This is a genomic window from Parapedobacter lycopersici (assembly GCF_024643285.1).
Taxonomy (GTDB): domain Bacteria; phylum Bacteroidota; class Bacteroidia; order Sphingobacteriales; family Sphingobacteriaceae; genus Parapedobacter; species Parapedobacter lycopersici.
The window spans coordinates 337,237-361,986 of sequence record NZ_JAMSLW010000006.1; the positions used below are offsets into that span (position 1 = coordinate 337,237).

General features: G+C 48.1%; 18 protein-coding genes. 14 read left to right on the top strand and 4 right to left on the bottom strand.

The window, feature by feature from the left end; translation table 11 throughout:
* Positions 1–34 precede the first annotated feature (34 nt).
* The 5 genes from NEV57_RS14180 (at position 35) to NEV57_RS14200 (ending at position 6,496) form a co-directional block, all read left to right on the top strand.
* Positions 35–1,606, top strand: a complete 1,572-nt coding sequence (locus tag NEV57_RS14180) for a SusD/RagB family nutrient-binding outer membrane lipoprotein (RefSeq protein ID WP_257658991.1) — start codon at positions 35–37, stop codon at positions 1,604–1,606.
* Between the two features lie 107 nt (positions 1,607–1,713).
* Positions 1,714–2,946 carry an aminotransferase class V-fold PLP-dependent enzyme gene (locus tag NEV57_RS14185; RefSeq protein WP_257658992.1) on the top strand — a complete coding sequence of 411 codons (1,233 nt, stop codon included), beginning with the start codon at positions 1,714–1,716 and terminating at the stop codon, positions 2,944–2,946.
* 21 nt (positions 2,947–2,967) lie between these two features.
* Positions 2,968–3,885, top strand: a complete 918-nt coding sequence (locus NEV57_RS14190; protein WP_257658993.1) for an RraA family protein — start codon at positions 2,968–2,970, stop codon at positions 3,883–3,885.
* 3 nt (positions 3,886–3,888) lie between these two features.
* Positions 3,889–5,226: an amidohydrolase/deacetylase family metallohydrolase gene (locus NEV57_RS14195; protein ID WP_257658994.1), complete on the top strand. Its 1,338-nt coding sequence runs from the start codon at positions 3,889–3,891 to the stop codon at positions 5,224–5,226.
* A 19-nt stretch (positions 5,227–5,245) separates the two neighbouring features.
* Positions 5,246–6,496, top strand: a complete 1,251-nt coding sequence (locus NEV57_RS14200) for an amidohydrolase/deacetylase family metallohydrolase (RefSeq protein ID WP_257658995.1) — start codon at positions 5,246–5,248, stop codon at positions 6,494–6,496.
* A gap of 153 nt (positions 6,497–6,649) precedes the next feature.
* Here NEV57_RS14200 and NEV57_RS14205 read toward each other — a convergent pair whose 3' ends face one another.
* Positions 6,650–7,546 carry a DUF3078 domain-containing protein gene (locus tag NEV57_RS14205; RefSeq protein ID WP_257658996.1) on the bottom strand — a complete coding sequence of 299 codons (897 nt, stop codon included), beginning with the start codon at positions 7,544–7,546 and terminating at the stop codon, positions 6,650–6,652.
* A gap of 110 nt (positions 7,547–7,656) precedes the next feature.
* Between NEV57_RS14205 and rlmH the strand changes: the two genes are divergently transcribed.
* Complete coding sequence (rlmH, locus tag NEV57_RS14210; RefSeq protein WP_257659015.1) at positions 7,657–8,130, top strand: 23S rRNA (pseudouridine(1915)-N(3))-methyltransferase RlmH; 474 nt, start codon at positions 7,657–7,659, stop codon at positions 8,128–8,130.
* A 97-nt stretch (positions 8,131–8,227) separates the two neighbouring features.
* The gene (locus NEV57_RS14215) at positions 8,228–8,350 is read left to right on the top strand and encodes a hypothetical protein (protein WP_257658997.1); all 123 of its coding nucleotides are present in this window, start codon (positions 8,228–8,230) and stop codon (positions 8,348–8,350) included.
* 68 nt (positions 8,351–8,418) lie between these two features.
* Here the strand turns inward: NEV57_RS14215 and NEV57_RS14220 are convergent, their stop codons facing one another.
* Both NEV57_RS14220 and NEV57_RS14225 read right to left on the bottom strand, forming a co-directional pair.
* The gene (locus NEV57_RS14220; protein ID WP_257658998.1) at positions 8,419–8,841 is read right to left on the bottom strand and encodes a DUF5606 family protein; all 423 of its coding nucleotides are present in this window, start codon (positions 8,839–8,841) and stop codon (positions 8,419–8,421) included.
* A 5-nt stretch (positions 8,842–8,846) separates the two neighbouring features.
* Positions 8,847–9,284, bottom strand: coding sequence for a peptidylprolyl isomerase (locus NEV57_RS14225; RefSeq protein WP_257658999.1), 438 nt, complete (start codon positions 9,282–9,284; stop codon positions 8,847–8,849).
* Positions 9,285–9,436: 152 nt separating this feature from the next.
* On the opposite strand from NEV57_RS14225, the gene radC reads away from it, so the two are divergent.
* The 6 genes from radC to NEV57_RS14255 all read left to right on the top strand — a co-directional run bounded on the left by radC (position 9,437) and on the right by NEV57_RS14255 (position 15,869).
* Positions 9,437–10,114 carry a RadC family protein gene (radC, locus tag NEV57_RS14230; RefSeq protein WP_257659000.1) on the top strand — a complete coding sequence of 226 codons (678 nt, stop codon included), beginning with the start codon at positions 9,437–9,439 and terminating at the stop codon, positions 10,112–10,114.
* 273 nt (positions 10,115–10,387) lie between these two features.
* The gene (pheT, locus tag NEV57_RS14235) at positions 10,388–12,787 is read left to right on the top strand and encodes a phenylalanine--tRNA ligase subunit beta (protein ID WP_257659001.1); all 2,400 of its coding nucleotides are present in this window, start codon (positions 10,388–10,390) and stop codon (positions 12,785–12,787) included.
* Between the two features lie 24 nt (positions 12,788–12,811).
* The gene (locus NEV57_RS14240) at positions 12,812–13,120 is read left to right on the top strand and encodes a hypothetical protein (protein WP_257659002.1); all 309 of its coding nucleotides are present in this window, start codon (positions 12,812–12,814) and stop codon (positions 13,118–13,120) included.
* Between the two features lie 32 nt (positions 13,121–13,152).
* On the top strand, positions 13,153–13,452 hold the full coding sequence (locus NEV57_RS14245; protein WP_257659003.1) for a cell division protein ZapA: 300 nt from the start codon (positions 13,153–13,155) through the stop codon (positions 13,450–13,452).
* Positions 13,453–13,760: 308 nt separating this feature from the next.
* The gene (rny, locus tag NEV57_RS14250) at positions 13,761–15,314 is read left to right on the top strand and encodes a ribonuclease Y (protein WP_257659004.1); all 1,554 of its coding nucleotides are present in this window, start codon (positions 13,761–13,763) and stop codon (positions 15,312–15,314) included.
* An 18-nt stretch (positions 15,315–15,332) separates the two neighbouring features.
* On the top strand, positions 15,333–15,869 hold the full coding sequence (locus NEV57_RS14255) for a DUF962 domain-containing protein (RefSeq protein ID WP_257659005.1): 537 nt from the start codon (positions 15,333–15,335) through the stop codon (positions 15,867–15,869).
* A gap of 21 nt (positions 15,870–15,890) precedes the next feature.
* On the opposite strand, the gene NEV57_RS14260 is transcribed toward NEV57_RS14255, so the two are convergent.
* Positions 15,891–18,404: a P-loop NTPase family protein gene (locus tag NEV57_RS14260; RefSeq protein ID WP_257659006.1), complete on the bottom strand. Its 2,514-nt coding sequence runs from the start codon at positions 18,402–18,404 to the stop codon at positions 15,891–15,893.
* 793 nt (positions 18,405–19,197) lie between these two features.
* Between NEV57_RS14260 and NEV57_RS14265 the strand changes: the two genes are divergently transcribed.
* Positions 19,198–24,750, top strand: a 5,553-nt coding sequence (locus NEV57_RS14265; RefSeq protein WP_257659007.1) for an Ig-like domain-containing protein, incomplete at its 3' end; no start/stop codon positions are given.

The following is a 24,750-nucleotide window of genomic DNA, read 5'->3' on the forward strand; positions in this document are numbered from 1 at the left end:
TTTTAGATAACATTTAGTCATGAAACTCAGAAAAATGAAACATATATCAATTAAAATTGCATTTTTGGCCGTAGCACTGCTTGCGGGATGCGACAGCAATTTCGAGGAACTGAATAAAAACCCCAATGCATATACCGAACCGGTGATTAACAGCCTGTTTTCATCGGTGGCATTGCGGGCTGCCGGAGTGAGTGCACCGCAGCACAACAACAAAGAGGCCGGATGTTTTATGCAATATTACACGTCGCTTAATGCCGTTCAATGGGCGGGCGACAAGTACCTGTTCAGTGATAACTATAACGGTCGTTTATGGCGGGTTACTTATCCCGAAACCATGAAAGAAACCGTACAGTTGCTGCACCTGTTGCAGGATGATCCTGAAATGGTCAATCAGTATAATATTGTCCGGATCATGAAGGTATACATTATGCACCGGGTTACGGATATGTATGGAGACGTGCCGTATTTTGAAGCTGGGTTGGGGTATATCAGCGGCGTGTATAAACCGAAATACGACAGGCAATCGGAAATTTATGCTGATATGCTGAAGGAACTGGATGAAGCAGCCGTTGCGCTGGATCCGTCAAAACCATCCTATGGTCCGGCTGACTTTGTCTATGATGGTGATGTGGTGAAATGGAAGCGGTTTGCTTACTCCATGATGCTTCGTTTAGGCATGCGGTTAACAAAGGTGGATGCCGCTATGGCGGAAACCTGGGTGAAAAAGGCGATAGCCGGAGGCGTGATGCAAAGCAACGATGACCTGGCCCGGATGATCCACGAAGCCAGTCCAAGGTCGTTGGTCAACTGGAGTGCGGATCAGATCCGTGGAGCGGAAGGGGTGAACCCGGCAGCCGAAGGCAGGGGCCTGTTAAAGATGAATAAAACATTTATTGACCATTTGAAGGAAACCGATGACCCCAGAATGCCTTTTTTGGTAACGCTGTGGGAGGGGAATGTCAACGTGGCAAACCTGCCTGAAAGTACCGAACCGGAGCGTCAAAAAGGATTGCCGGGTGGGTATGATAATAATTCGATCCGGACGATTATACCCAACTGGGACTCAGATATGTTGCGGGAATATTCGGAACCGAACATTCATACTTTTCTGGACCTGACTTCACCGGATATTTTCCAGAGCTGTGCGGAAGTTAAACTGTTACTTGCCGAAGCGGCGTTGCGGGGATGGACAACCGGTAGCTCCAGGGAATATTATGAAGATGCGGTCCGGTGTTCGCTCGGGGAACAGGAACTGTTTCCGAATGGGATGGGCCGTGACGCGGCGTTAGTGGCCGCAAATGGCTACCTTGCCGCCAATCCGTATCTGGAGAACGGCACATTTGACGAGCAGATGGAACAGATCCATACGCAGTTCTGGGTAACTGTTTTTCCCAATAACCTGGAAGTCTACGCCAATTGGCGGCGAACAGACTATCCGAAACTGATACCAACGAATTACCCGGGCAATGAAACAGGTGGCGTTATTCCTCGGCGTTTGGTATATTTGGTCGAAGAAAAAACCTTGAACACCGAGAATTACGAGGCTGCTATTGCTGCGCAGGGACCTGATCTGATGCTTACGAGCGTTTGGTGGGATAAAGAATAAGATGTAAAGACCAAGTAATGCAACGATGCGATTAAGCTGCTGTGGTCGCCGGGGAATTAAAATTGAATACCAACTATTTAACTAACTCATAATTAATAATTCGTATAATGAAACGTAGAGATGTTCTTAAAAGTTTAAGTCTTTTACCCCTGGTAGGTACGGTTGAAGCAAAATCCATTATGAACCCGTTCAGTGCACCGGCTGAAGCGGACGGTGTACCAAACCTGTTCGAAGAACTCGGGGTTACCCCGTACATCAATGCAAGCGCCACAATGACCTTTTTGTCCGGCTCATTGATGCTACCCGAGGTGATGGCCGCCATTAATTCGACGGCATCTGATTTTGCCAATATGTATGAACTGCAGGATAAAGTGGGGGCGAAGATAGCGGAAATGCTGAAATGTGAAGCCGCTATGGTTACCTCCGGAGCAGCGGGTGCACTGGTATTGGGTACGGCCGCATGTATTACGGGCATGGACCGCAAAAAAATAAAAATGCTTCCGCAGCTCGAAGGTCCGCAACGGGAAGTCATCATGCAAAAAAAGCATCGTTATGCTTTCGACCAGACCGTGATCATGACAGGAGCCAAGATTGTTGAGGTGGAGAACGCTGAGGAGATGGAACGGGCCATCAACGAAAACACGGTCATGGCACTGTTCTTTAATGGCGCAATTTCGTGGTACGGCGGTGAAGACGCGATCAAACACGAAGAATTTATTGCCATTTGTAAGCGGCACAACATCCCATCTTTCGTTGACGCTGCCGCAGACGTTCCGCCCGTTGAAAACCTGTTTAAATACCAGAAAATGGGATTTGACCTGGTGACGTTCTCCGGAGGCAAAATGATACGTGGGCCGCAGAGTGCCGGACTGCTTTTTGGAAGGAAAGACCTGATAGAGGCTGCAAAACAGAATAACAGTCCGCATGAAAGTCCGATTGGACGCCCGATGAAGGTGAACAAGGAAGAGATCTTTGGCATGTATGCGGCATTGAAATCCTACCTGGCAAGAGATCATAAGAAAGAATGGCAGTTGTGGCTCGACCGGATTACCTACATCCAGAATCAGCTGGAAACCATCCCGACAGTAAAAGGAGAAACAACCGTACCTGAGGGACCGGCAAACGTAATGCCCGGCCTGCAGCTGACATGGGATGAAAAACGGGTGAAGATCACCGGCGATGAGGTGAGTAAACAGCTGGAAGCCGGAAAGCCGGCGATTATTATCCGTGGCCAGGGGAACTCGCTCAGCGTGGGCGTGACACTGCTCCGCGATGATCAGGTTGCCATTGTCGCCCAACGGGTGAAGGAGGTGCTGGAAAGCGCCCTGCAAAAAGCTTAACCATTACTACATACAAATCCCATGAATACACAACAAAAGAAATGGGTGAAATCGCTCGTACCAGGCACACTGTGCCTGGTATTGGCTTTAGGTTCCCCAACCGTCGAGGCAACCGCCCAGATTTATCAGTTGTCGCCGGAAGAAATGGCGCACTATACCCCCCACAACCCCTTTGACCGTCTTAATGATGGTCGACCACGTGTGCCGGATGCCATACTGGATACCATCCGGAATATGGAAATCGCTGTGGTGGAGGTATATGCGTTATTGCGGGATAAGGGATTCCCCAATCAGTTTGAGGGTGATTGGAAGGTGCTTCAGCCGGGGAAAAGGTTAGTTGGGCGGGCGTTTACTGTGCAGTTTATGCCCACACGTGCCGATTTGAACGAGGTGACCCAAGAGGACGCGGCAGCTAAGGGATTGGGGCGGTTGCGAAATCAGACAACCATCGATATGCTGGAATCCGGAGACGTGGCTGTGGTTGATCTTTATGGAAAGGTAGAGGAGGGAACGTTTGTGGGTGATAAACTGGCTTACTATATTCAGAAAACAACGGGTACAGGCATTGTGATTGACGGCGGACTGTTTTTTGTGGAAGCTATTGAAAAGACGGGTATGCCGGGTTATTATCGGGGTACGCACCCGGAATCATTGAGAAACTCGATGATTACAGGTGTTAACGTGCCGATCCGGATCGGCGGTGCAACGGTAATGCCGGGTGATGTGGTGCTGGGCGATCAGGATGGACTGCTGTTCATTCCCCCGCAGCTGGTTGAAGAAATTATTACTTCGGTAAAAACAAAGCGTGTCCGTGATGCATGGTCGAAAAAGCAATTTGATACCGGCAAATATAAATCGGCCGAAATTTATGGGCGGTTGAGTCCGGAACTGCAAAAAGACCTTGACGAGTTTATGAAAGCGCATGGTATTAATCAATAATAAATGGTTAGGTATTTAGCGATACTGCTTAGCATATTGGCTGGGGTGGCATCGGCAGTCCGGGCACAGGTATCAGCTTCAGTGAAGCCCTACCAGGTTGTCATCAAAGGCGGCCATGTGATCGATCCGAAAAACGGGATCAATGCCGTTATGGACATCGCCATTGCGCCTGCACATGATATGCAGCCACTTGCGTGGGGTCAGGCGCTTTCGCCGGATCAGGAGGGGAGGATTGCGCTGGTAGCAGAAAACATCGACCCGGGCCTTGCTATTCAGGTTGTCGATGCAAAGGGACTGTATGTGGTTCCCGGCTTAGTGGATATCCATTCCCATAACTTCTGGGGGCACGACGGGGAGCGGCAGATGAATGGGCCGAGAGGACTTCCGCCGGACGGCTTCACTTTCCGCTCGGGGGTAACCACTGTGGTAGATGCGGGCGGCTCAGGCTGGCGGACGTTTCCTTTGTTCAGGGAGCAGACCATCGAACGCTCACAGACGCGGGTGCTGGCGATGCTTAATATTGTAGGTGAAGGGATGCGCGGAAGCCGGTACGAACAAAATATCGCCGACATGGACCCTGACTCGACAGCCAAGGTGGCCCGGGCGTATGACGACCTGATTGTGGGTATTAAGCTGGCGCATTTCAGCGGACATGACTGGACACCAACTGACCGGGCACTCGCGGCGGGAAGGCTGGCGGATATTCCGATTATGGTAGATTTCGGGTCAGCAAAGCCATATTTGCCATTGGAGACCCTGTTTTTGGAAAAATTCCGCCCCGGCGACATATATACCCACTGTTTTGGTGGAAACAGCAGCGCCAGTCCGGACGGACGGGAATCCATTGTGGATGTGACCACCAATAAGGTGAAACCATACGTATTGGAGGCGCAGAAAAGGGGAGTGGTATTCGACGTGGGCTTCGGCGGGGCGAGTTTTCTGTTCGCCCAGGGTACACCGGCTATTGCGAGTGGGTTTTACCCAAATTCCATCAGTACGGACATCCATGTTGAAAGCATGAACAATGCCATGAAAGACATGCCGAACATCATGTCGCTTTTTATGGCTATGGGCATGCCATTGGAGGCGGTAATTGCTGCCAGTACCTGGAATCCGGCACAGGAAATCAACCGCAGCGAACTTGGAAGCCTGTCGGTAGGCGCAGTAGCGGATATTGCGCTGTTCCGGCTTGTGGAAGGAGACTTTGGTTTTTGGGCCAGGGACGGGAAAATTGCGGGCAAACAGCGGCTGTTTACTGAAATGACACTCCGGGGTGGCCATATCGTTTACAATTTGAATGGCTTGGTAGATCCGATTAATGCAAAACACATATCCAATTAACGCTAAATACACTAAATTCATGCAAAGAACACTTTTAATGCTCGGGCTGGTATTGCTGCTGCTACCCGGACTCACGCTAGGGCAGCGCCGCAACCAACCATCCAGTATACTGATCAAGGGAGGACACGTTATCGATCCGAAGAATAACATCAATGAAGTGATGGATGTGGCTATCAGGGACGGCAAGATCGAAAACGTAGCCAAGCAGATTGAACCGGCTCCGGACAGTAAGGTAATAGATGCCCGGGGCATGTACGTAACGCCCGGTCTGATTGATATGCATGGCCACTTCTTCCCGAATGCGGGACGGGGGGACCCCGCACCGGATGTGCTGACCCTCCGCAGCGGAGTGACCACGGCCGTGGATGCCGGCAGTTCGGGCTGGCGTACTTTCCCGGATTTTAAACGGGAAATCATCGATGAATCGACAACGCGGGTATTTGCTTTTCTGAATATTGTAGGTAATGGCTTCAGCGGGAATGAGCAGGATACAGCGGACATGAACGCGAAGTTAGCTGCCGATATGGCACTGAAGCACAAGGATAATATCGTTGGGTTTAAGGTGGCGCATTACATCCGCCGCGACTGGATTCCGATTGACGGGGCCATTGAAGCAGGTGAACTGGCAGGTGGACTGCCTGTGATGGTCGATTTTGGCTCAGCACGGCCGGCACTTTCACTGGAAGAGCTGCTGCTGGAAAAATTCCGTCCCGGCGATATTTATACGCACGTCTTTGGCGGAAATGCGGCCGTTGGTTCGCCCGTAAGTCCGGGTGGCAGGGAAGCTGTGGTGGATCAAGAAGGCAATGTGAAATCTTTTGCTTCCAAAGCGCAACAGCGGGGTATTATTTTCGACGTAGGCTTCGGCGGTGCAAGTTTTGACATCAACTATGCTATGCAGGCGATGAAACATGGGTTTTATCCCAATACCATGGGGACCGACATGAACTACCACAGTTTCAATGGTGCGATGAAAAACATTCTCAATGTTATGTCCACCTTTTTGACGCTGGGTATGGATCTTCCCTCCGTTATTGAGGGTGCTACCTGGAAACCGGCACAGGTGATTAACCACGAGGAACTCGGACACCTTTCCAAAGGAGCGGTAGCCGACGTAACACTGTTGAGTATCCGTGAAGGCGACTTTGGTTTTTGGGACCGTGAAGATTACAAGGTTAAGGGAAACCAAAAACTGGAGTGTCAGCTGACCATACGTGAGGGCCGGGTCGTTTATGATTTTAACGGCATATCTATTCCGGATCCGGAATAGCGTTGGCGCAACTAAAAAGGGGAGGCAGCGTATACGCTGCCTCCCCTTTTTAGTTGCGCCCACGCTATTCCGGATCCGGAATAGCGTGGGCGCAACTAAAAAGGGGAGGCAGCGTATACGCTGCCTCCCCTTTTTAGTTGGACGGACCTGCGGTTAAAACTTATAGGTAATACCGGCGCCCAATACCTGCCGGATCTGTAACGTAGGACGTTCGGAATCAGGTACAATGACTCCGTTTTCCTGCCTTGGAATCAGCGTGTTGTCATCATAGATCAACTGCGCACCGGCATTAACCGTAATGTAGTCGTTTACCTTCATGAAAAGATTAAGCGTATAATCCACATCGACATTCTGCGGATCTTCGAGGTAATTCGAATACAGTTTGAGGATATTTTCCACGCTGATGTTTTCCATCAGCTCAGCCTTGTAGTAGGCATCAAATGAGGCACCGAATTCGAATCGGGAAGTAGCTCCCGGATCAACACCAAAGGCACCCTGGTTGGAAAGCTCGTCGTTTGTCACAAAGATAAACCGGGCAGCAGCAGGTGAGAGGTTAAATCGGAAGTTGTCCGATTTCTTATAGGCAAAACCCGGACCGAAACTCAGGTAAGCTGGTGCGAAAGCGGTGGAAATTAATGTGCTGTTACCGTTGTCGTCGTACTGAAATCCATCGGCAAACTGCGTATTGAAATTCATGTAAAAGGTATACAGCCAGTGCTCCGAGGCCTGATAGCCAAGTAAACTGTTGAGCACAATACGGTCGTCGTTTTTGCGCCAGCCAGTCGCCTTCTGCCGTGTTAGTCCATACGCGGCAATGGCTTTATTATCCCAGCTCCACAATCCCTTTTTGTAGTTAAAGTCATAGTTGAAAATCAAATTAGCGGCGAAGGAGTTAATACCGCCCGCAGCCCAGTTGGAAAACGAGCTTTGGTTCAATAGCAGCGTGTTCTCTCCGGAGATGCGCCACGTGGTATCCTGTACGCTTTCCTGCGCAACGGCGGCAAAAGACAGACAAAGGCCGAGCCCGGTTAAGGATAATAATTTTTTCATAGGTAGTGCGTTTAGAAGATTTGTGAAAATAAACGACCGGAAACGCGCAAAACAAGTGCCAAAATGCATATCCCCTTTTCTGCGGCGATAATTTTCCGTTGATTTGTATGATGAAAGTAACGCTGATTTGCATTGGAAAGACAGATGAGCCGTACCTCCGTGAAGGTATGGAGAAATTCCGGCTAAGGCTAAAGCACTATGTCAACTTCAATGAGGTGCTTATTCCCGATCTCAAAAACAGTAAACACCTGAGTACCGATCAGCAGAAATCAGCCGAAGGCGGCCTGCTCTTAAAACAGGTTTCCCCTGCAGACCACGTTGTGCTGCTGGATGAACGAGGCCGCGAATTCCGTTCGGCAGATTTCGCGGCGTACCTTAATAAACTCATGGTAGGCAGTGTGCAGCACGTGGTATTTTTGGTGGGCGGACCTTATGGATTCGATGAAGCGGTTTACCGACGGGCCAACGAGCGGATTTCACTGTCAAAAATGACTTTTTCACACCAGATGGTGCGGCTTTTTTTTACTGAACAGCTGTATCGGGCCTTCACTATTCTCAAAGGAGAACCGTATCACCATGAGTGATGGTATTTGATGCCGGAGGAAAGAAAAAGACATGAGGTTGTGAAAAAAGCCTATCTTTAGCATCCAAACATTATCAGAACCTAATTGTATTGTAACTATGAAGCTTCCAAAGAGAGATTATCATTATAAAGGGGCGGATACCTCAAATGAAAGTAGGCTATTTTGGCTGATGGTCGTCATCGGACTGGCCATTGTGGCGGCCATTATTTTCTTGTTTTAGCGAGATGGCGTTTTAATGATTGGAAGAAACGTCATTGCGAACGGATAGTTCGCAATGACGTGGTTTTATTATTCGGCGGCCTGCTCGGGGCTGCTGTCATCGGAAACGGCTTCCTCATGGAAAAGCGGTAGTTCCCTGATGATAAGGTACCAGTTGATGATTTTCTTAATATCGGAAGTATACACCCGCTGCTCGTCATGGTCCGGCGCTACTTCCCTGAAAAATTCGCGCAGTGTGTTGCTGTCTGCCTTGGCGGATGGGACATCACCACGTTCCTTGATGCGTTCGAGGATATCAATCAGTTTTAGTTCTTCATCGTCACCGTAAATGGTAATGTCCTCCAATGTGGCCATTTTTGCCGAAGAAAGGTTAACAACTGATTTTATTTTCTGTTCGTCAAGCGTTTCCAGTATAAATCCGGATTTGTTTTGGCCGACCAGTTTAAAAAGTCCGGGTTTACCCCCGACAGATACCAATGCTCTTAGATTCATGATACTTATTCTTCAATAATTTCGATCCCCAATATCTTGTCGCCCTGGCGGATATCGTCTATCGCGTCTACATTTTCCACCACTTTGCCAAAACAGGTATGATTGCCGTCAAGGTGTGCGGTATTCGTGCGGCTGTGGCAGATAAAAAACTGGGAACCCCCGGTGTCCCGTCCACGGTGGGCCATCGAAAGTACGCCACGGTCGTGATATTGGTTTCCGCCATCCAGCTCGCAGTTAATGGAATAGCCTGGTCCACCAGCGCCGGTTCCTGTTGGATCGCCGCCCTGGATCACGAAATCCGGAATCACGCGGTGAAATGTCACGCCATCATAATACCCGGACTTGGCTAGTTTCAAAAAATTAGCTACAGTGCCCGGTGCGTCTGCATCGTAAAATTGCACTGTGAGATCTCCTTTTTCCGTCTTGATAATTGCTTTGCTCATTGCTATATGGTTAATAGGTCGCAAAGATAGGGATTTGAAATTACCTTTCAGCCGTTGATCCCAGCTTTCCGATATTTTGCAATGCCGACTCCAAATGGTATATTTGACTCAACCGAAAACCAAACCTTACCGTGATGAACAACCTAACTCACATGACTATCAAAACCTGGTCCGAGGCCGACCGTCCCCGAGAGAAGCTGCTGGGGCAGGGTAGGCGGGCTCTTACCGATGCGGAACTTATGGCCATCCTGATCGGTAGCGGGACCCGCAATGAATCGGCTGTCGACCTGTGCCGGCGTATCCTTAATGATAATACCCATGACTTGAATGTACTGTCGCGCTTATCGGTCACCGAATTGTGCCGTTACCGCGGAATCGGCCAGGCAAAGGCAATTGCTATCGTTGCCGCGCTCGAACTGGGGCGCCGCAGGAAGGAGCAGAAGGAGGCGGTGCTCCCTTTACTTAATAACAGTAAAAAGGTATACAATCACATCCGGCATCTTTTTGATGACCTTACCCATGAAGAGTGCTGGGCACTTTTCTTAAACAGGCAGTGCAGGCTAATCGGCAAACATCAGGTAGGTAGCGGCGGGAATGATTTTACGCCGGTTGATATTAAGCAGATATTGCGAATGGCGATTGAATGCAGGGCGACCAGCATCACACTGGTACACAATCATCCTTCCGGATCGATCCGGGCCAGTATGCCCGATATTCAGGTAACACACAAGCTCCGGGATGCCGCTATATTACTGGACCTAATAGTCAATGATCACCTTATTCTTACCAATAGGGGGTACAGCAGCTTGCGTGATGAGGGATTGCTTTAGGTAACCGCGTATTTAAGCAACCGTGCACTACCCCGTTGTCGGCCGGACGTTATTGGCGGGAAGTCAAGGGGGTTGCTTCGGACCGGCTTCGGAGCTGGTTTGGGGCTCAGTCAGCACTCGGTTGTGCCGGCTTCGGGTTTTTCCCGAAGGAGTCCCGACCAATGTCCGACTAATGTCCGAACAAGACCCGAACCAGCTCCGGAGCCTACTTTGGTCGGAAACCATTGCATATGAGATCAAGTTTGGCTAATTTTGCACAAATTCAGAAAAAGCATGCAGATCTCGTACAATTGGCTCAAAGACTTTATACAAACAGATCAATCCCCGGAGGAACTGTCCGGTATCCTGACGAATATTGGCCTGGAGGTAGAGGCACTGGAGACCGTACAGCGTATTCCGGGTGGCCTGGAAGGGCTTGTAATCGGTGCTGTGGAGACCTGCGGGCAACACCCCAATGCCGACCGGCTGCGGATAACTACCGTAAATATAGGTAATGGCCAGCCGCTGCAGATTGTTTGCGGTGCGCCAAATGTGGCGGCAGGCCAACGGGTAGTTGTGGCAACGGTCGGGACAACCGTACATCCCTTATCCGGTGATGCATTTGCGATCAAGAAATCAAAAATCCGTGGAGAACTCTCCGAAGGCATGATCTGTGCTGAAGATGAGATCGGTTTGGGTGCCGGACACGAAGGTATCCTGGTGCTGGCAGCAGATGCTCCGATTGGTATGCCGGCGAAGGAATATTTCGGAATTGAAAACGATTATGTATTTGAGATTGGCTTGACACCGAACCGTGCAGATGCAGCATCCCATTTGGGGGTTGCCCGGGATATCGCTGCTTTCTTACGCAGTAAATATCAGTTGCCGGATGTGACTGCCTTTACAGCGGGAACCAGTGGCGCGGTTTTTCCGGTAGAAGTTGCTGATCCGATTGGCTGTCCAAGATACACTTCAGTCAGCATTTCAGGCGTTCAGGTAGGCGAGTCGCCAGACTGGTTAAAAGGGCGGCTCCATGCCATCGGTGTACGCCCGATAAATAATGTGGTAGATATTACGAATTATGTGTTGCACGACCTGGGGCAGCCATTGCATGCGTTTGACGCCGACACCATTTCCGGTGGAAAGGTGGTTGTACGTAAAGCAAAAGCGGGAGAGGTGTTTGCCACACTTGATGGCGTGGAACGCAAACTGGATAGCGAGGACCTGATGATCTGTGATGCGGATAAGCCGCTGTGTATTGCCGGTGTATTTGGCGGGATGCACTCAGGGGTGACGGAAAATACTACGAATGTATTTTTGGAAAGCGCATATTTCAATTCTGTATCCGTCCGGAAAACATCAAAAAGACATGGACTTAAGACCGATGCGTCGTTCCGTTTTGAGCGGGGGACAGATCCTGAAATGACGTTGCTCGCGCTTAAGCGGGCGGCCTTATTGATTGCTGAACTTGCCGGAGGCACGATTGCCACGCCTGTGTCGGATGCATACCCCAAGCCCATTAAACCGTTTGTATTTGACGTCCGCTATGCCCGGGTACAGGGACTGATTGGCAAGGCAATACCCGAAACGGAGATCAAAGCCATTATCGAAGCGCTGGATATTATCGTACGCAACGAAGCGGCAGGTGTGTTGACCGTGGAGGTGCCGGCTTACCGCGTGGATGTTACCCGTGAGGTGGATATTGTGGAGGAAGTACTGCGCATATACGGATATAATAACATTGAGATCAAACGCCAGATTAAGGCATCGCTTACGGCTTCCCCCAAACCGGATAAGGAGGTCGTGCAGCACCAGATTGCCGATTTGCTGGTAGGTAATGGTTTTCGTGAAATTTTGACGAACTCGCTGACCAAGAAGGCATTCTTAGATGATGAAGCGTCGGCGGTGCATATACTGAATCCGTTGAGCATGGACCTTGATGTGATGCGGCAGAATCTGCTGTTTTCCGCGCTCGAAACTATCGCGTACAACCAAAAACGGAAACAGGTTGACCTAAAATGCTTTGAATTCGGGACTACCTATCAAACGCAGGGCGACAGTTACCGGGAAACGCAGCGCCTGGCATTAGCAATAACAGGTAGACAATTGCCCGAACAATGGAATCACGGAAATAATGCTGTGTCATTCTATCATATCAAAGCCGCTGTTGATGCCATTTTACACCGGCTCGGTATTCATGGCCTGCAAACGGCAGATGCACCGGCAGATCATTACCAGTATGGCCTGACTTATCTCCGGGGAGACCAACCCCTGGTTAGCTTCGGGGCGGTTCCGTCGCAAAACCTGCGTAAAGCAGATGTAGACGGTGAGGTGTTTTTTGCGGACTTCAACTGGGAGCTGGTGTTAAAGGCGATCCGGAAAAACAAGGTTACGTATCGTGAAACGTCAAAATTCCCTGCCGTGCGGAGAGATCTTTCCCTGCTTATTGACAGCGGAGTAAGTTTCTCGAAACTGAAGGCAATTGCTGAAAGTACCGAGCGTAAACTGCTTAAAAGCGTTAACGTTTTTGACGTTTACCGCGGTGATAAACTCCCCGAAGGCAAAAAGTCGTACGCGTTGCATTTTGTTCTTCAGGACGAGGAAAAAACGCTTACCGACAAGCAAATTGATGCTATTGTTAAGAAATTAATTTATAACTTTGAAAAGGAAACCGGTGCAGAAATACGTAAGTAAGTAGCCCGGAATTGATTTTTTGACATGCCATCAGTAACCGCACAACTAACAAATGTTGTAGAGAAAACGCATAAATTACTGGATTTATGCAAGTCGCTGCAGGAAGAAAATGATATGCTAAAGCTTGAGCTGCAATCATTGCGGGTGGCATTGGATACCAGTATAGACCAAAACAAGCAGGCGGAGGAGAAAATGAAGGCTTTTGCGGTGGCTCGTTCGTTGGAGGAAGTGAAGCTGGAAGAAGCAGGAATAAATGAAAAAATATTTGATACGAAGCAAAAAATTAACGATTTTGTGCGGGAAATAGACAAATGTATCGAATTGCTTAAATAGCAAGTAGGTAATACATAGTGAATTAGCTCAACATGGGAGAAATTTCCATAAAAATAAACATTGCTGACCGGATTTACCCATTGCGTGTAGATATGGAGGAAGAGGAGGTGATCCGTCGGGCTGCTAAGTTGATAAACGATAGAATTAAAGAGTTTCAGGAGAATTATGCTGTAAGAGATAAACAGGATTTACTGTCGATGTGCGTGTTGCACTATGCAACGGCGATGATTAAGTCGGAAAAAAAGACGAATGCCGATGAGGTAGGCGTGGAAAAGGCAGTAAATGAACTGGACAGCATGTTGTCTGAGTTTTTCAACAACGTACGTTCTTAACACATCGAGCTTAATAACGAATTTACCGCAGTTAAATTCGGGTTTCACTATTTTAAACTTAACGCTTCAATATCACAAAAGCGTAAATAAGATGCAGGCCATTTTGCTGTATGCCACCTGGTCATGATCAATACGCTAAACCTGTGTAGAGAAGTTTATAATACATGAGACCTGATTATTTAATTGCGGTTTTTTTTTAATTAAAAGTGTAGGTATTAAAGATAAAAAGAGATAGTAAAAACGGAGACCCGGTAACGGAATACGGGTGTGCGGTAATGGAAAATTAACTATAGAATTAACAGAAATCAATGGATATGATCATCTACATCATAATAGCCTTTATTGTAGGCGCGGCAGTTGGCCGTTTCATGCTGCGGTTCCTCTTCAAGAAACAGGAAGTGGCAGCACAGCACAAAGCGAAGAAGATTCTGAAGGACGCCGAACAGGAAGGCGAACACCTCAAAAAACAACGGCAGCTGGAGGCCAAAGAACGGTTCCTGCAGCTTAAAGCCGAACACGAAAAGGAAACCAACCAACGGAATAACACACTCAACCAGCGCGAGAACACCTTGCGCCAGAAAGAACAGTCGCTTAACCAGAAGCTTGAAAATGCGAACCGCGAAAAACAGGAACTGGAAACTACGCGTAAAAACCTGGAACGGCTTACCGAACTTAACGAAAAGAAACGTGAAGAGGTGGAGCAGCTGAAATCGCAGCACATCAAGCAGTTGGAGACCATGGCTGGTATCTCAGCCGATGAAGCACGGGAGCAACTTGTTGAAAACCTGAAAGAAGAGGCCCGTTCACAGGCTGTAATCCAGATAAAGGATATTGTAGATGAGGCTAAGCTTACCGCAACCAAAGAAGCTAAAAAAGTAGTTATCCAAACCATACAGCGGACAGCAACGGAAAGTGCCATTGAGAATACCGTATCGATATTCAATATCGAAAACGACGAAATTAAAGGCCGTATTATCGGACGCGAAGGACGTAACATCCGCGCATTGGAAGCGGCTACGGGTGTTGAGATTATTGTCGATGATACACCCGAAGCAATTATCCTTTCGGGATTTGATCCGGTACGCCGGGAGATTGCCCGCCTGGCACTGCACCGGCTCGTAACTGATGGCCGGATTCACCCGGCACGTATCGAGGAGGTTGTGTCCAAAACCAAAAACCAGATTGAAGATGAAATTGTCGAAATCGGGGAGCGCACTGTTATTGACCTAGGCATACATGGTCTCCATCCGGAACTGATCCGCATGGTTGGACGTATGCGTTATCGCTCATCGTACGGGCAGAACCTGCTTCAGCACTCCAGGGAAGTAGCTAATTTCAGTGCGACAATGGCGGCGGAGCTGGGGCTTAACGTGAAGCACGCAAAACGTGCGGGCTTACTGCATGATATTGGTAAAGTGCCGGATGATAACCCGGAATTGCCACACGCGATCCTGGGTATGCAATTAGCTGAAAAATATAAGGAGCACCCGGATGTATGTAATGCCATTGGTGCACACCACGATGAAATTGAGATGACCTCCCTGATCTCACCTGTGGTTCAGGCATGCGATGCCATCTCCGGGGCCCGCCCGGGAGCACGCAGGGAGGTCGTGGAGAATTACATCAAACGGCTGAAGGAACTGGAAGAACTGGCGCTTTCCTATCCCGGCGTTGAAAAGACCTTTGCTATCCAGGCAGGCCGTGAATTAAGGGTAGTGGTAGAAAGCGAAAGGGTATCTGATGCACAGGCGGAATTGCTGGCAGCCGATATTTCTACCCGTATCCAGACGGAAATGACCTACCCCGGGCAGATTAAAGTAACGGTGATCCGGGAAACACGATCGGTGTCATACGCGAAATAATCTTTACTGTTCCGGTTCATGGCGAATAAAAGGAAAAAACGTGAAACAGCCGCGGCGCTTCCTAAGCGTGCGGTTGACATACACTTTGAGCAATTGGCCCAGGATTACCGCCATCCGGCGAATCGAGTGATCCAGGCTATTGGTATTCCCGTTTTCTCATTTGCCCTGTTGGGACTGGTTTGGATGATTCCGTTCCCCGAAATAGCTTTTCTGACGAAACACGGATATGATATTTTTCTGAATTGGGGCTCCTTTTTTATTGCAGCAATGATCTATTATTACCTGCGTTTGGCACCTACGCTTTCTTATGGCGTGCTGTTGTTTATCGGGATTTTCAGTTTTTTCATTGTGCAGCTGGAGTATATCGAAAAGGACGGGGGACCGGCAGTATGGCTGATTTGCAGCATACTATTGCTGGTTTCATTATTGGCGCTATACGCAGGTAAAACATTGGAAAAGCCTTCCGTTTCCCTACGGGGCTTTTTTAAGCTGTTATTGCTTGGACCTATTTGGCTCCTACATTTTCTATTTAAGAAACTTCAGCTACCTTACTGATCACCGCGGCAGCCTCCTGGATCAACCATAGTTGTTTGGAAGGGAACTGGTACGCATGTAACTGGGCAAGGCGGAGGTAAATTGGAACTTCAGATGACTCAATTGCCGAAGCTGCTTATTTTTTGGCATTTCGTCCAGTAGTAACAGGGAACAATAGGCTTCCAACAGTTTAAAACCATACGATTCACTTATTGTGATGGCAGATTGTACCAGATGCCGGCAGCTTTCGCCGCGTAATTTCAGTACATGTATATTGAAAAAAGTATGCAGTAGATTTAGAACTGGATATTGCTGCAAATCAGCAGTGGACAATTGTTCAATGCATTGAGACGCCGCTGTTTCTTCACCTGATTCCAGTAGGAAAAGTGCCTGCATCATTACGGTGAAATCAATTTCATAAATCCGTTCCGGATCTGTCTTTTCAAGTCGCTGTCGGATTACTTCGCCATATTTCCGGGCCATTTCGTGATGTTCGGTAACTTTAATTGCGAGATACAGCAAAACATCAAAGTGATAATCAGTAACGACATCCGCCGGATAGGATAGTTGCATTGTTATCTTATCCAATTCGAAGACCAGTGCATCTTCAACGGTACGATGGTCAAAGTAATGGTATAAGTAGGTAAGCAAGTTCAGCGGGTTGACCATCAATCCGGCGTAAGCTCCAACGGGTAAGGCAGCGAGACCCGCTAGGTGGTTCAACAATGTTTTTTCGTCCCATCGCAGTAGGGCAATAACTGCCAGTTTACTCCGGAGAATGATCTCTTGTTCTGTAGCCAACTCAAACTCAAGCAGCTTTTCAGCATGTACGCCGAATTTGGGTTGAAAACACAGTTGGCTGGAAACGTAATGGACGAATGAATTATCATGTAAATGAACTATGTTCTGAACATTATTGTCCCCAGGAGAACATCGGCTTGTTAAGCCAAACTTTTGAAGGCCATCGCAAGCGAACGCGATGAGATGGAAAGGATTACTTTTAATAAATGAGATGCTGCTCAGGTGATGGAGCAGACTAGTGTCTTTTGCTTCGATGTAAAAGAGCAGCAGCCACTTGAGCTGACTGACTTTGATGGCGGTTCCAGCGGTAGAATGGTTCAGGTGATCAATAAGCTCCTGCACCGTATATTGCTGATTGAAGAACTTTAGGGCTTTGAAGTAAGCAATAAGCTCAATCGACTGAAACTCGATGAACGTTTGTTGCCGCATTTCAAGGCCGGTGCCCTTTTCATTCAGTATGCCCGAATAAAGTAAATCATTATAAGCAGTACGGTATAGTTTGATGATGCCGTAGGCCTGTTTCCTATTAACAAACAAACTTTCCTGATCAACAAGATCAGATAATTCTTCCATTAAAGCCTGTTTTGCAATGGTGTTAATGCCGTTGAATATTTTTTTCTTAATATACTGTACAGTGATCACGTATTCGTCGAATGGACTCACATTGGTCGGGTCCATGTCCGCCCCGTAGCATTCATAAAAATACTGGAAGAAAAGGGGATTCTTAATAATGCTATGTTGGGTAATTAATGACTTTGTGGTTACCGGCAGATGGAATTTCCGGCTAAGGCGATGCAGTTCGGTACTGGAGAATGAGTCGATGCCGGCATATGCACTTTCCATCGTGTCGCTGAGTGATGAAAACCATAGCGGGTCGGTAGCGGTGCTGCTAAATAGCGTTTCATATTTAAACAGTGTAGTAGTACGTAACACCAGGATGATTCGGAACCATTTGTATTGTGCAAAATGCCGCACCATTTCCACAAACTGTTTGATCACCGTATAAAACTGCCTGTCGGCCACCAAATCACTATGAAACTCGTCGATGACGAGATAAAACTTGCCTGGTGCCGCATTTTTATGATCGTCCATAAACCGGTCCAGCAATTCAGCTGAGTCCATGCCCAGTAAATGCGCCAGCCAGCGGTTACTATGATACCCGAACGCCGTACCCTGCAGTAGAGAGAGGCTATTGGTGAATAGGAAAATGCTGCTGTCATTATTGGTATGGTTCTGGCTGATCTGCTGTTCCACCCATCGGGTTACCGCAATGGTTTTTCCGCAACCTACAGGCCCGCTTAATATGCCCACCGTAGCTCCGCTGCCGTGCAGGTGATCTACAAAATGAACCATATTTTCACGATCTACCGTTTTGTGATAGGGGATGCCACATTTATGTTTATTGCTTTGGATACTGAATAGGCTAATCTTTGTCGCATTTACCAGCACCTCACTCCATGACTTCTGTTGGGACGTCTGCAGCTTATCCTGTTCCATGTGGGTATAGAAGCTATCCCAGCTGGTAAAACCACAATACTCGGCTAAGGCATTCAGTGTATAAATAGAAGGTTGATGGATAGAGGATGCAAAACCGAATACACGTTTGATGGTGGTTTCACTAACACTTTTATGAGTCGCTGTTTTGATGTCCAGTGCCAGCCGATAGCAATCGGCCGGAACAATCTGGGCAATTTTAGACTTGTCCAGTACACGGCCTTTCAGCTCATCGAAATAGGCCTGTAAATAGGTTTTCATTGGTGGTAGATGTTTAAGACAATAACTTACTGTTTAATTAAATATAAAAACAACTCCTGTTGTTCCATTTTCACCAAAATACATTGTCCGGTAATATCAGTTGGTCGAATTCCGACAATACCAACTGCCTGATTCTGATAGGCAAGGCTGGTTTATCTCATAGCAAACTTAAGCAAAAATGACGGGGTCTGCAATCTTTTCACCGGCCTACCAGCATGCATTTCGGTAAAACGAGCCAATACGTCGTTGTGCGGGGAATAACGAGACCCTGCTTGCTTTTGAAATGTGGCTTTATTTATATAATAGCGAAGAAAATGAACTCACTTTCATTTCGGTTTTATCAAAAAACCAAAAACTCCGAATAAACATGAATGAAATGAACGGAAAGTCACAAAATGAACACAGTGAACAAAGGGTTGAACTTATTGCAGGGCTATCTTTGCTGGTAAATGGAGCGGTTTTGAGTGGGATTTGACTTATTGCAGACAGCAAACGCCACCTGTTTTGATTAAAGAAGACACTTCCAAAGGGTACGAGACCCTTCAGAAATGTCTAAAACATCTACCACATGAATCAATGCAATAACCATACCGTTTTGAGCCTCAGTTATGCTTGTTTTATTACAAGCTATTTATTGCCAGAGTTTTATACCAATTGTCAAATTTGAAATTACCGTTTTAGATTATAAACCCACCTGTATATGAAAGCATCATCTACTCATCCGAAAACTTCATTTTTACGATTTCTTTTTACGTGTTTAGCTGTTCCACTATTGTTGTTTGCCCCGGGTTTGATGGGAGAGGTGTATGGGCAGGACAAAGTGTTTGTGAAAAGTATTGAATCTCAAAGCAATGTCGACAATCCAAACAATGTGTTGGTCGGACAAGGCAGTGCCACTGAGAACACGTTTGCAACGGTAAATTCATCCACGCTTATCGTAAATTTTGCGGGCCATTTAGAGCAGGATTTTGAAGAAATACTTCCGGCGAATACGACATCCTATGTAAGGATAGGTGTGGATGACGCAGGTCTATTAAATGCATTGCTCGGCGGGTCCTTAGGTACCTTGCTGGATGATGTTCTGGGTATATTGCTTGGAAATCACTCATTTGAAATTGATATAAAGAACGCCAGTGGTGGTTCGGTATTGTCGGGTACTAGTGCGAATAGTTTCCAGGGTGCTAATGGTCGTATACGGGTTGTGCAGAATGCACTTGGACAATTCTTTCTTGCGATAACGCCTGATCAACCGTATAGCCGCATACGCATTACCGACAGGACAACCGGGGTCATCGGTGCTAGTGATATCGATGTTTATGGTGCCTACTATGTGGAAAATGAGCCGCCCTGTGCCCCTGCATTCGGGACATCATTTGACGGCACGGGGCTTACTGTTGATTTATTAGGTTTAGGTGGTGCAGGCGTTACGAATCCGCAATTCGCAATAGACAGCGATCCGGATAATTATTCGGAGATCGCCATTGGTACGGCGGGTATTGGAGCTTCCATGTTCCAAACGGTATACTTTAACACAGTATCTGCCAAAGAGGATTACTTCAAAGTAAAACTAGCTGTTGGGAATGGAGGAGCATTAACTGCTGACCTTATTGGAAATATTGAAATCAGAGCTTATAATGGCGCTGAATTGGTGTTCAGCAAAAAATTACAGGGGGGACTGGTCAACGGATTGGATCTATTGGGATTGCTTCAGTCCGGCCAACCGGTAACCCTGCCATTCGGACCGGGAGTAGAATTCGACCGCGTGGCTATCGGCTACAACTCGCTGATATCATTGAGTGTTCTGGCGAATTCGCCTATCCAATTATATAGCGTGGAACGCTACGGTGTAGGTTGTCCTGATCCGGATCCTATTGTTATTACACCGACCGATCCGATGCTGATCCAAAAAGATTGTGCGGCGGAAGTGTTATCTTTCGAACACGCAAACTTCCCATACAATGCTGTTGACGGAAATAACGATACCTATGTCACTTTAGAGGCGAGTTCTGGCATTTTGTTAGGCGGCGTCCTCGGGGAGGCTTATTCGGGCCATGTTGAACTTGGCTTTAATGCGCCCGTTGCTACGGGAAAAACCGTATATGTACGAATCGACTTTGATGAGCAGCAATTGGGCAGCTTGTTGGATGGCAGTGTAGGCGAACTTTTGGGCGGCGTAGTGGATGGGGTATTGTTTGGTAATCACTACTTTACCGTAGAAGCAAAAAATGGTGCCACAACGATCCTCGAAAGATCCAGCAACAGCGGCTTCAATGATGCGTTGGGAACAGGAAGCGGGGAAGTCAAGATTGTGCAGGATAAGAACGGACATTACTATGCCGCCGTAACGGCTGATGCTCCTTTCCAAAGCATCCGCATTACGGAACATCTTTCTGCATTGGTTGGAGCGGGCACGATTGAGCATATGAATGTCTACCATGCCTGTTTCTCTACCGGCGCAGATCTCTGCGAACAGCCGTTCGCGACGTATTCGGAATCGGACGGGATCAGCCTTGATCTCCTGAGCGTAGGTAGTGCGGGCGTCAACGATGCACATTTGGCAATTGACGATGATGATCCATCCGTGGAAGATGACAATACCTATTCAGAAATCGGTATTGGTGCTGCCGGTATCGGCGCAAGTACCTTCCAGTTCGTGGATTTCCATACGTTATCTTCGCCTGCCGATTACTTCAAGGTTAAACTGGGAGTTGAAAACGGTAGTCTGCTTGATGTCGAACTGTTGAATAACATCGAGATCCGGGCTTACAATGGTGATGAGCTGGTTTATTCGCAACGGCTCCAAAACGGGTTGGTGGCTGGATTGGATATTCTCGGACTATTAACCTCTGATAACGTTGTAACCATCCCGATTGGCCCGGGTAAAGCGTTTGACCGTGTGGCGGTAGGCGTGAGTACGCTTGTCGACGTGAATGCACTCAGCACACCGATACGCATATACAGTATTAAACGTTTTGGTGCGGATTGCCCGGACCCGAATCCCTTGCCGAATCCCCCGGATACGGAGTCGCCTTTTAACGGTCCGGATTGTGGTGTTGAACTCGGGGAGTTCGAAAACGTCAATTTTGCTTACAACGCCATCGATGGCGACATCGATACGTATGCCACGTTATCGGCCGGTTCCGGTGTGGTATTGGGTGCTGGTGCATATGACGGTTTCATTGAATTGGGGTATGATCAGCCGGTTCCGGCACTGGAAACGTCCTATATCCGCATTGATATGGCCGATGACGGATTACTCGATGCACTAGTGGGTGGTACGTTAGGTAATTTATTAGCAGATGTTGGAAATATCGTACTGTTGGGTAACCATTATTTCGAGCTGGAAGTACGGGATGCTGCGGGGACTCCAATAACAACCATAGGCGATGCCTCAAGTGCTGGAGGGTTTACTGGTAACAATGTTCGCATCGTTCGTGACAAATTTGGACGTACTTACATCGCCTATACAGCTGATGTACCCTATCAATCGGTACGTATCACCTTGAAAAATACCGCCATAGCTGGATTAGATGCAGTCACGACGATGAATGTGTACAGCATGTGCCGCGAGACGGTCTTCGATCCGTGTGAGCAGGGAGCATTTACGACATTTGATGGAACAGGGTTGAGTGTAAATCTACTCGAAGGTGCTAATCCTGCTGGTGTCATCAACCCGCAATATGCGATTGACGATAACAATGCTAACTACTCCGAAATTACGTTGGGTGCTGTTGGTGTTGGTGTTGCAGCCTCTTTACATCAAGATATTTATTTCAAAACAAAGGTAACTACAACCGCCACGGATAAAATAAGACTGCGCATGCAGGTACCGCAAGCGTTGGCAAATGTAGATATTCTAGGCGGATATACGGTTTACTTATTCAACGGCGATCAGCCGGTTGGTTCACCGATAACGCTGGAAAATTCATTAATTCCTGAATTAGACTTACTCGGATTGCTTAATTCAGGTGGACGGATCAATGTGGAGCTGGAGCCGGGTGCAGGTATCACTTATGATCGTATCCGCTTTGAAGTGGCTTCCTTAGTTGGCGTGGGGATAGCAAGTCCCGTACGCTTATATAACGTATACCGGATATCTGATGCGTGTCCTGACCCGGATTATGAAGTGCCTCCGTTTGAGGTATGCGCGGATGTCATTGGTGACTCCGAAAATGTGGATGATATCCAGAACCTGACCGATGGTAACCACAATAGCTATGCGACTATTCGGTCGGATGCAGGTTTAGTTGCCGGTATCGGTGCCTATTCGGGATTCGTGGAGTTGGGTTTCGGGGCCGTTGTTCCTGCAGGTACATCATCCTACATCCGTATTGGATATGAAGAAGATATATTGAACTCATTGCTTGCCGGTTCGATAGGAGAGCTGGTAAACGGCGTGTTGAATGGTATTGCCCTGGGCGACCATTATTTCGAGGTGACTATTCGGGATGCTGGTGGTAATCCAATAACGAATGGTACGGGAAGCAGCCAGAATCTCTTTGCAGATGCTGCCGGTCAGATCCGGTTGGTACAGGATACGAAAGGCCGGTATTATTTGGAGATTACGCCGACTGTTGATTATCAATCGATCAGGCTCGAAGACCATACAACCGCTTTGTTGGGGGTGCTATCATCCGAGGGACATTTGGATGTTTATGGCCTATGCCATACACCGACTACATTTGAGTGCGCGGCTGCATTCTCCACGTCGTATGAAGGCAGCGGCTTGAATCTCGATGCATTGAATCTCGGTGGTGCCGGTGTACAAAACGCGTTCTGGGCAATAGACCAAAATACGTCAAGTGCCTCTACGTTGAGTTTGGGTACATTGGGTGTAAACAGTATCATCCAACAAAATATCAAATTCGATCGGGACCTCGCAGTAGGAGACGAAATCCTTTTACGGATGACTGTAGGTGGTTCAACATTGAATGCTGCGATATTGGAAGCGTTGGAGATCGTATACTATTTAGACGGCCAGGAGGTAGTGGCGAAAGATTTCAATAGTGCATTCATCGAGGCAAACGTTGAAACCATATTAAATGCCAGTACACCGGAAGACGTTACCATTGCTGTCGACCAGCCGATTGACGAGATTGCAATCAGACTCTCCGGCCTGCTCGCGGTAGGTGTAGCGCCGCCGGTCAGCATCTATCATGTGGCGCCAATCTGTGTGTCTTACGCGCAGAGTTCGTTGGCGGTTACGAAAGATGGTGCGCTCGCCGACGGTGTTGACTTCAATGAAGTTACAGCCACGATCATTGATGCAGGTGGGGGAAGTGTAGCGAATAAGGCGGTAGAATTTACCATCACACACGTGGATGGAACGGTGACTACCGAAACCGTTAACACCGATGCGAGTGGAGAAGCGGTCTTACAGATTACCAGTACGATGGCGGGTGTTGCCTCGGTTACCGCTACGATAGAAGGAATGGTTATTACCGAAGGAAGCCCGGCGGAGGTAACGTTTATCATTCCAAACAACTTAAGTATCACGAAAGTCACCGACGAAACAGACGGTCGCGTGACAGCTGGTCAAAGCACGACATTTACCGTAGTCATCACCAATGATGGTCCTGCACCTATAGCTGTAGGTAAAGTCATTCCGTTGAGTGAACGGCCAAGCCCAGGCTTGACGACCACTAATTACGCGGTGACCAGCGCGAACGCTACCGTATCCGGAACAGGCAATGATGCGTCGGTGACGACAACTGCTGCGGTGCCGGTGGCTGGAACGATTACACTAACCATTACAGCCGATGTGGCGGCGAATGCCCCGGCTACGGTGAAGAATATAATCGATGTTTGGGGACCCGACCGGGATCCGGACACCGATACGCCGGATGGTACAGCTGAGACACCGGATATTCCAGTCGACCGCGATTATGGTTTAGCCGGTAACATCACCAAAATTGCCGCTGACGGTACAGATGCAGTAGCCATTGCTGGTGAAGCATTTGACTATACCGTTACCGTTGTAAACGGTGGCCCGTCAACGATATTGGACGGTACAGTATTGTACCTGCAAGACGAGCTCTCCACCGGGCAAACGATCAGTGGTATCGTAGCGGGTTCCGCAAACATTACGGTAGGTCCCGTGGCCGCCGATGGTTCCTTTACGGTGACCGCCAATGAAGATATCGAAGAAACGGAACAGTTCACTCTAACGGTTACAGCGGACGTAGCCGGAGACATCGCGGTCGATGAGGTGAACAACACCATTAATATCTGGAGCACAGACCCTGCAGGCGACTACAGTACGCCGGAGGGTACGTTTACAACCCCGGACTATCCTGTCGACCGCGACTACGGTTTCGACGACGATGCAATCGCTAAAGTTGGTGAT

Coding starts and splice junctions, on each gene's coding strand:
- NEV57_RS14180 (WP_257658991.1), top strand. CDS start 35: ATGAAACATATATCAATTAAAATTGCATTTTTGGCCGTAGCACTGCTT.
- NEV57_RS14185 (WP_257658992.1), top strand. CDS start 1,714: ATGAAACGTAGAGATGTTCTTAAAAGTTTAAGTCTTTTACCCCTGGTA.
- NEV57_RS14190 (WP_257658993.1), top strand. CDS start 2,968: ATGAATACACAACAAAAGAAATGGGTGAAATCGCTCGTACCAGGCACA.
- NEV57_RS14195 (WP_257658994.1), top strand. CDS start 3,889: ATGGTTAGGTATTTAGCGATACTGCTTAGCATATTGGCTGGGGTGGCA.
- NEV57_RS14200 (WP_257658995.1), top strand. CDS start 5,246: ATGCAAAGAACACTTTTAATGCTCGGGCTGGTATTGCTGCTGCTACCC.
- NEV57_RS14205 (WP_257658996.1), bottom strand. CDS start 7,546: ATGAAAAAATTATTATCCTTAACCGGGCTCGGCCTTTGTCTGTCTTTT.
- rlmH (WP_257659015.1), top strand. CDS start 7,657: ATGAAAGTAACGCTGATTTGCATTGGAAAGACAGATGAGCCGTACCTC.
- NEV57_RS14215 (WP_257658997.1), top strand. CDS start 8,228: ATGAAGCTTCCAAAGAGAGATTATCATTATAAAGGGGCGGATACCTCA.
- NEV57_RS14220 (WP_257658998.1), bottom strand. CDS start 8,841: ATGAATCTAAGAGCATTGGTATCTGTCGGGGGTAAACCCGGACTTTTT.
- NEV57_RS14225 (WP_257658999.1), bottom strand. CDS start 9,284: ATGAGCAAAGCAATTATCAAGACGGAAAAAGGAGATCTCACAGTGCAA.
- radC (WP_257659000.1), top strand. CDS start 9,437: ATGACTATCAAAACCTGGTCCGAGGCCGACCGTCCCCGAGAGAAGCTG.
- pheT (WP_257659001.1), top strand. CDS start 10,388: ATGCAGATCTCGTACAATTGGCTCAAAGACTTTATACAAACAGATCAA.
- NEV57_RS14240 (WP_257659002.1), top strand. CDS start 12,812: ATGCCATCAGTAACCGCACAACTAACAAATGTTGTAGAGAAAACGCAT.
- NEV57_RS14245 (WP_257659003.1), top strand. CDS start 13,153: ATGGGAGAAATTTCCATAAAAATAAACATTGCTGACCGGATTTACCCA.
- rny (WP_257659004.1), top strand. CDS start 13,761: ATGGATATGATCATCTACATCATAATAGCCTTTATTGTAGGCGCGGCA.
- NEV57_RS14255 (WP_257659005.1), top strand. CDS start 15,333: ATGGCGAATAAAAGGAAAAAACGTGAAACAGCCGCGGCGCTTCCTAAG.
- NEV57_RS14260 (WP_257659006.1), bottom strand. CDS start 18,404: ATGAAAACCTATTTACAGGCCTATTTCGATGAGCTGAAAGGCCGTGTA.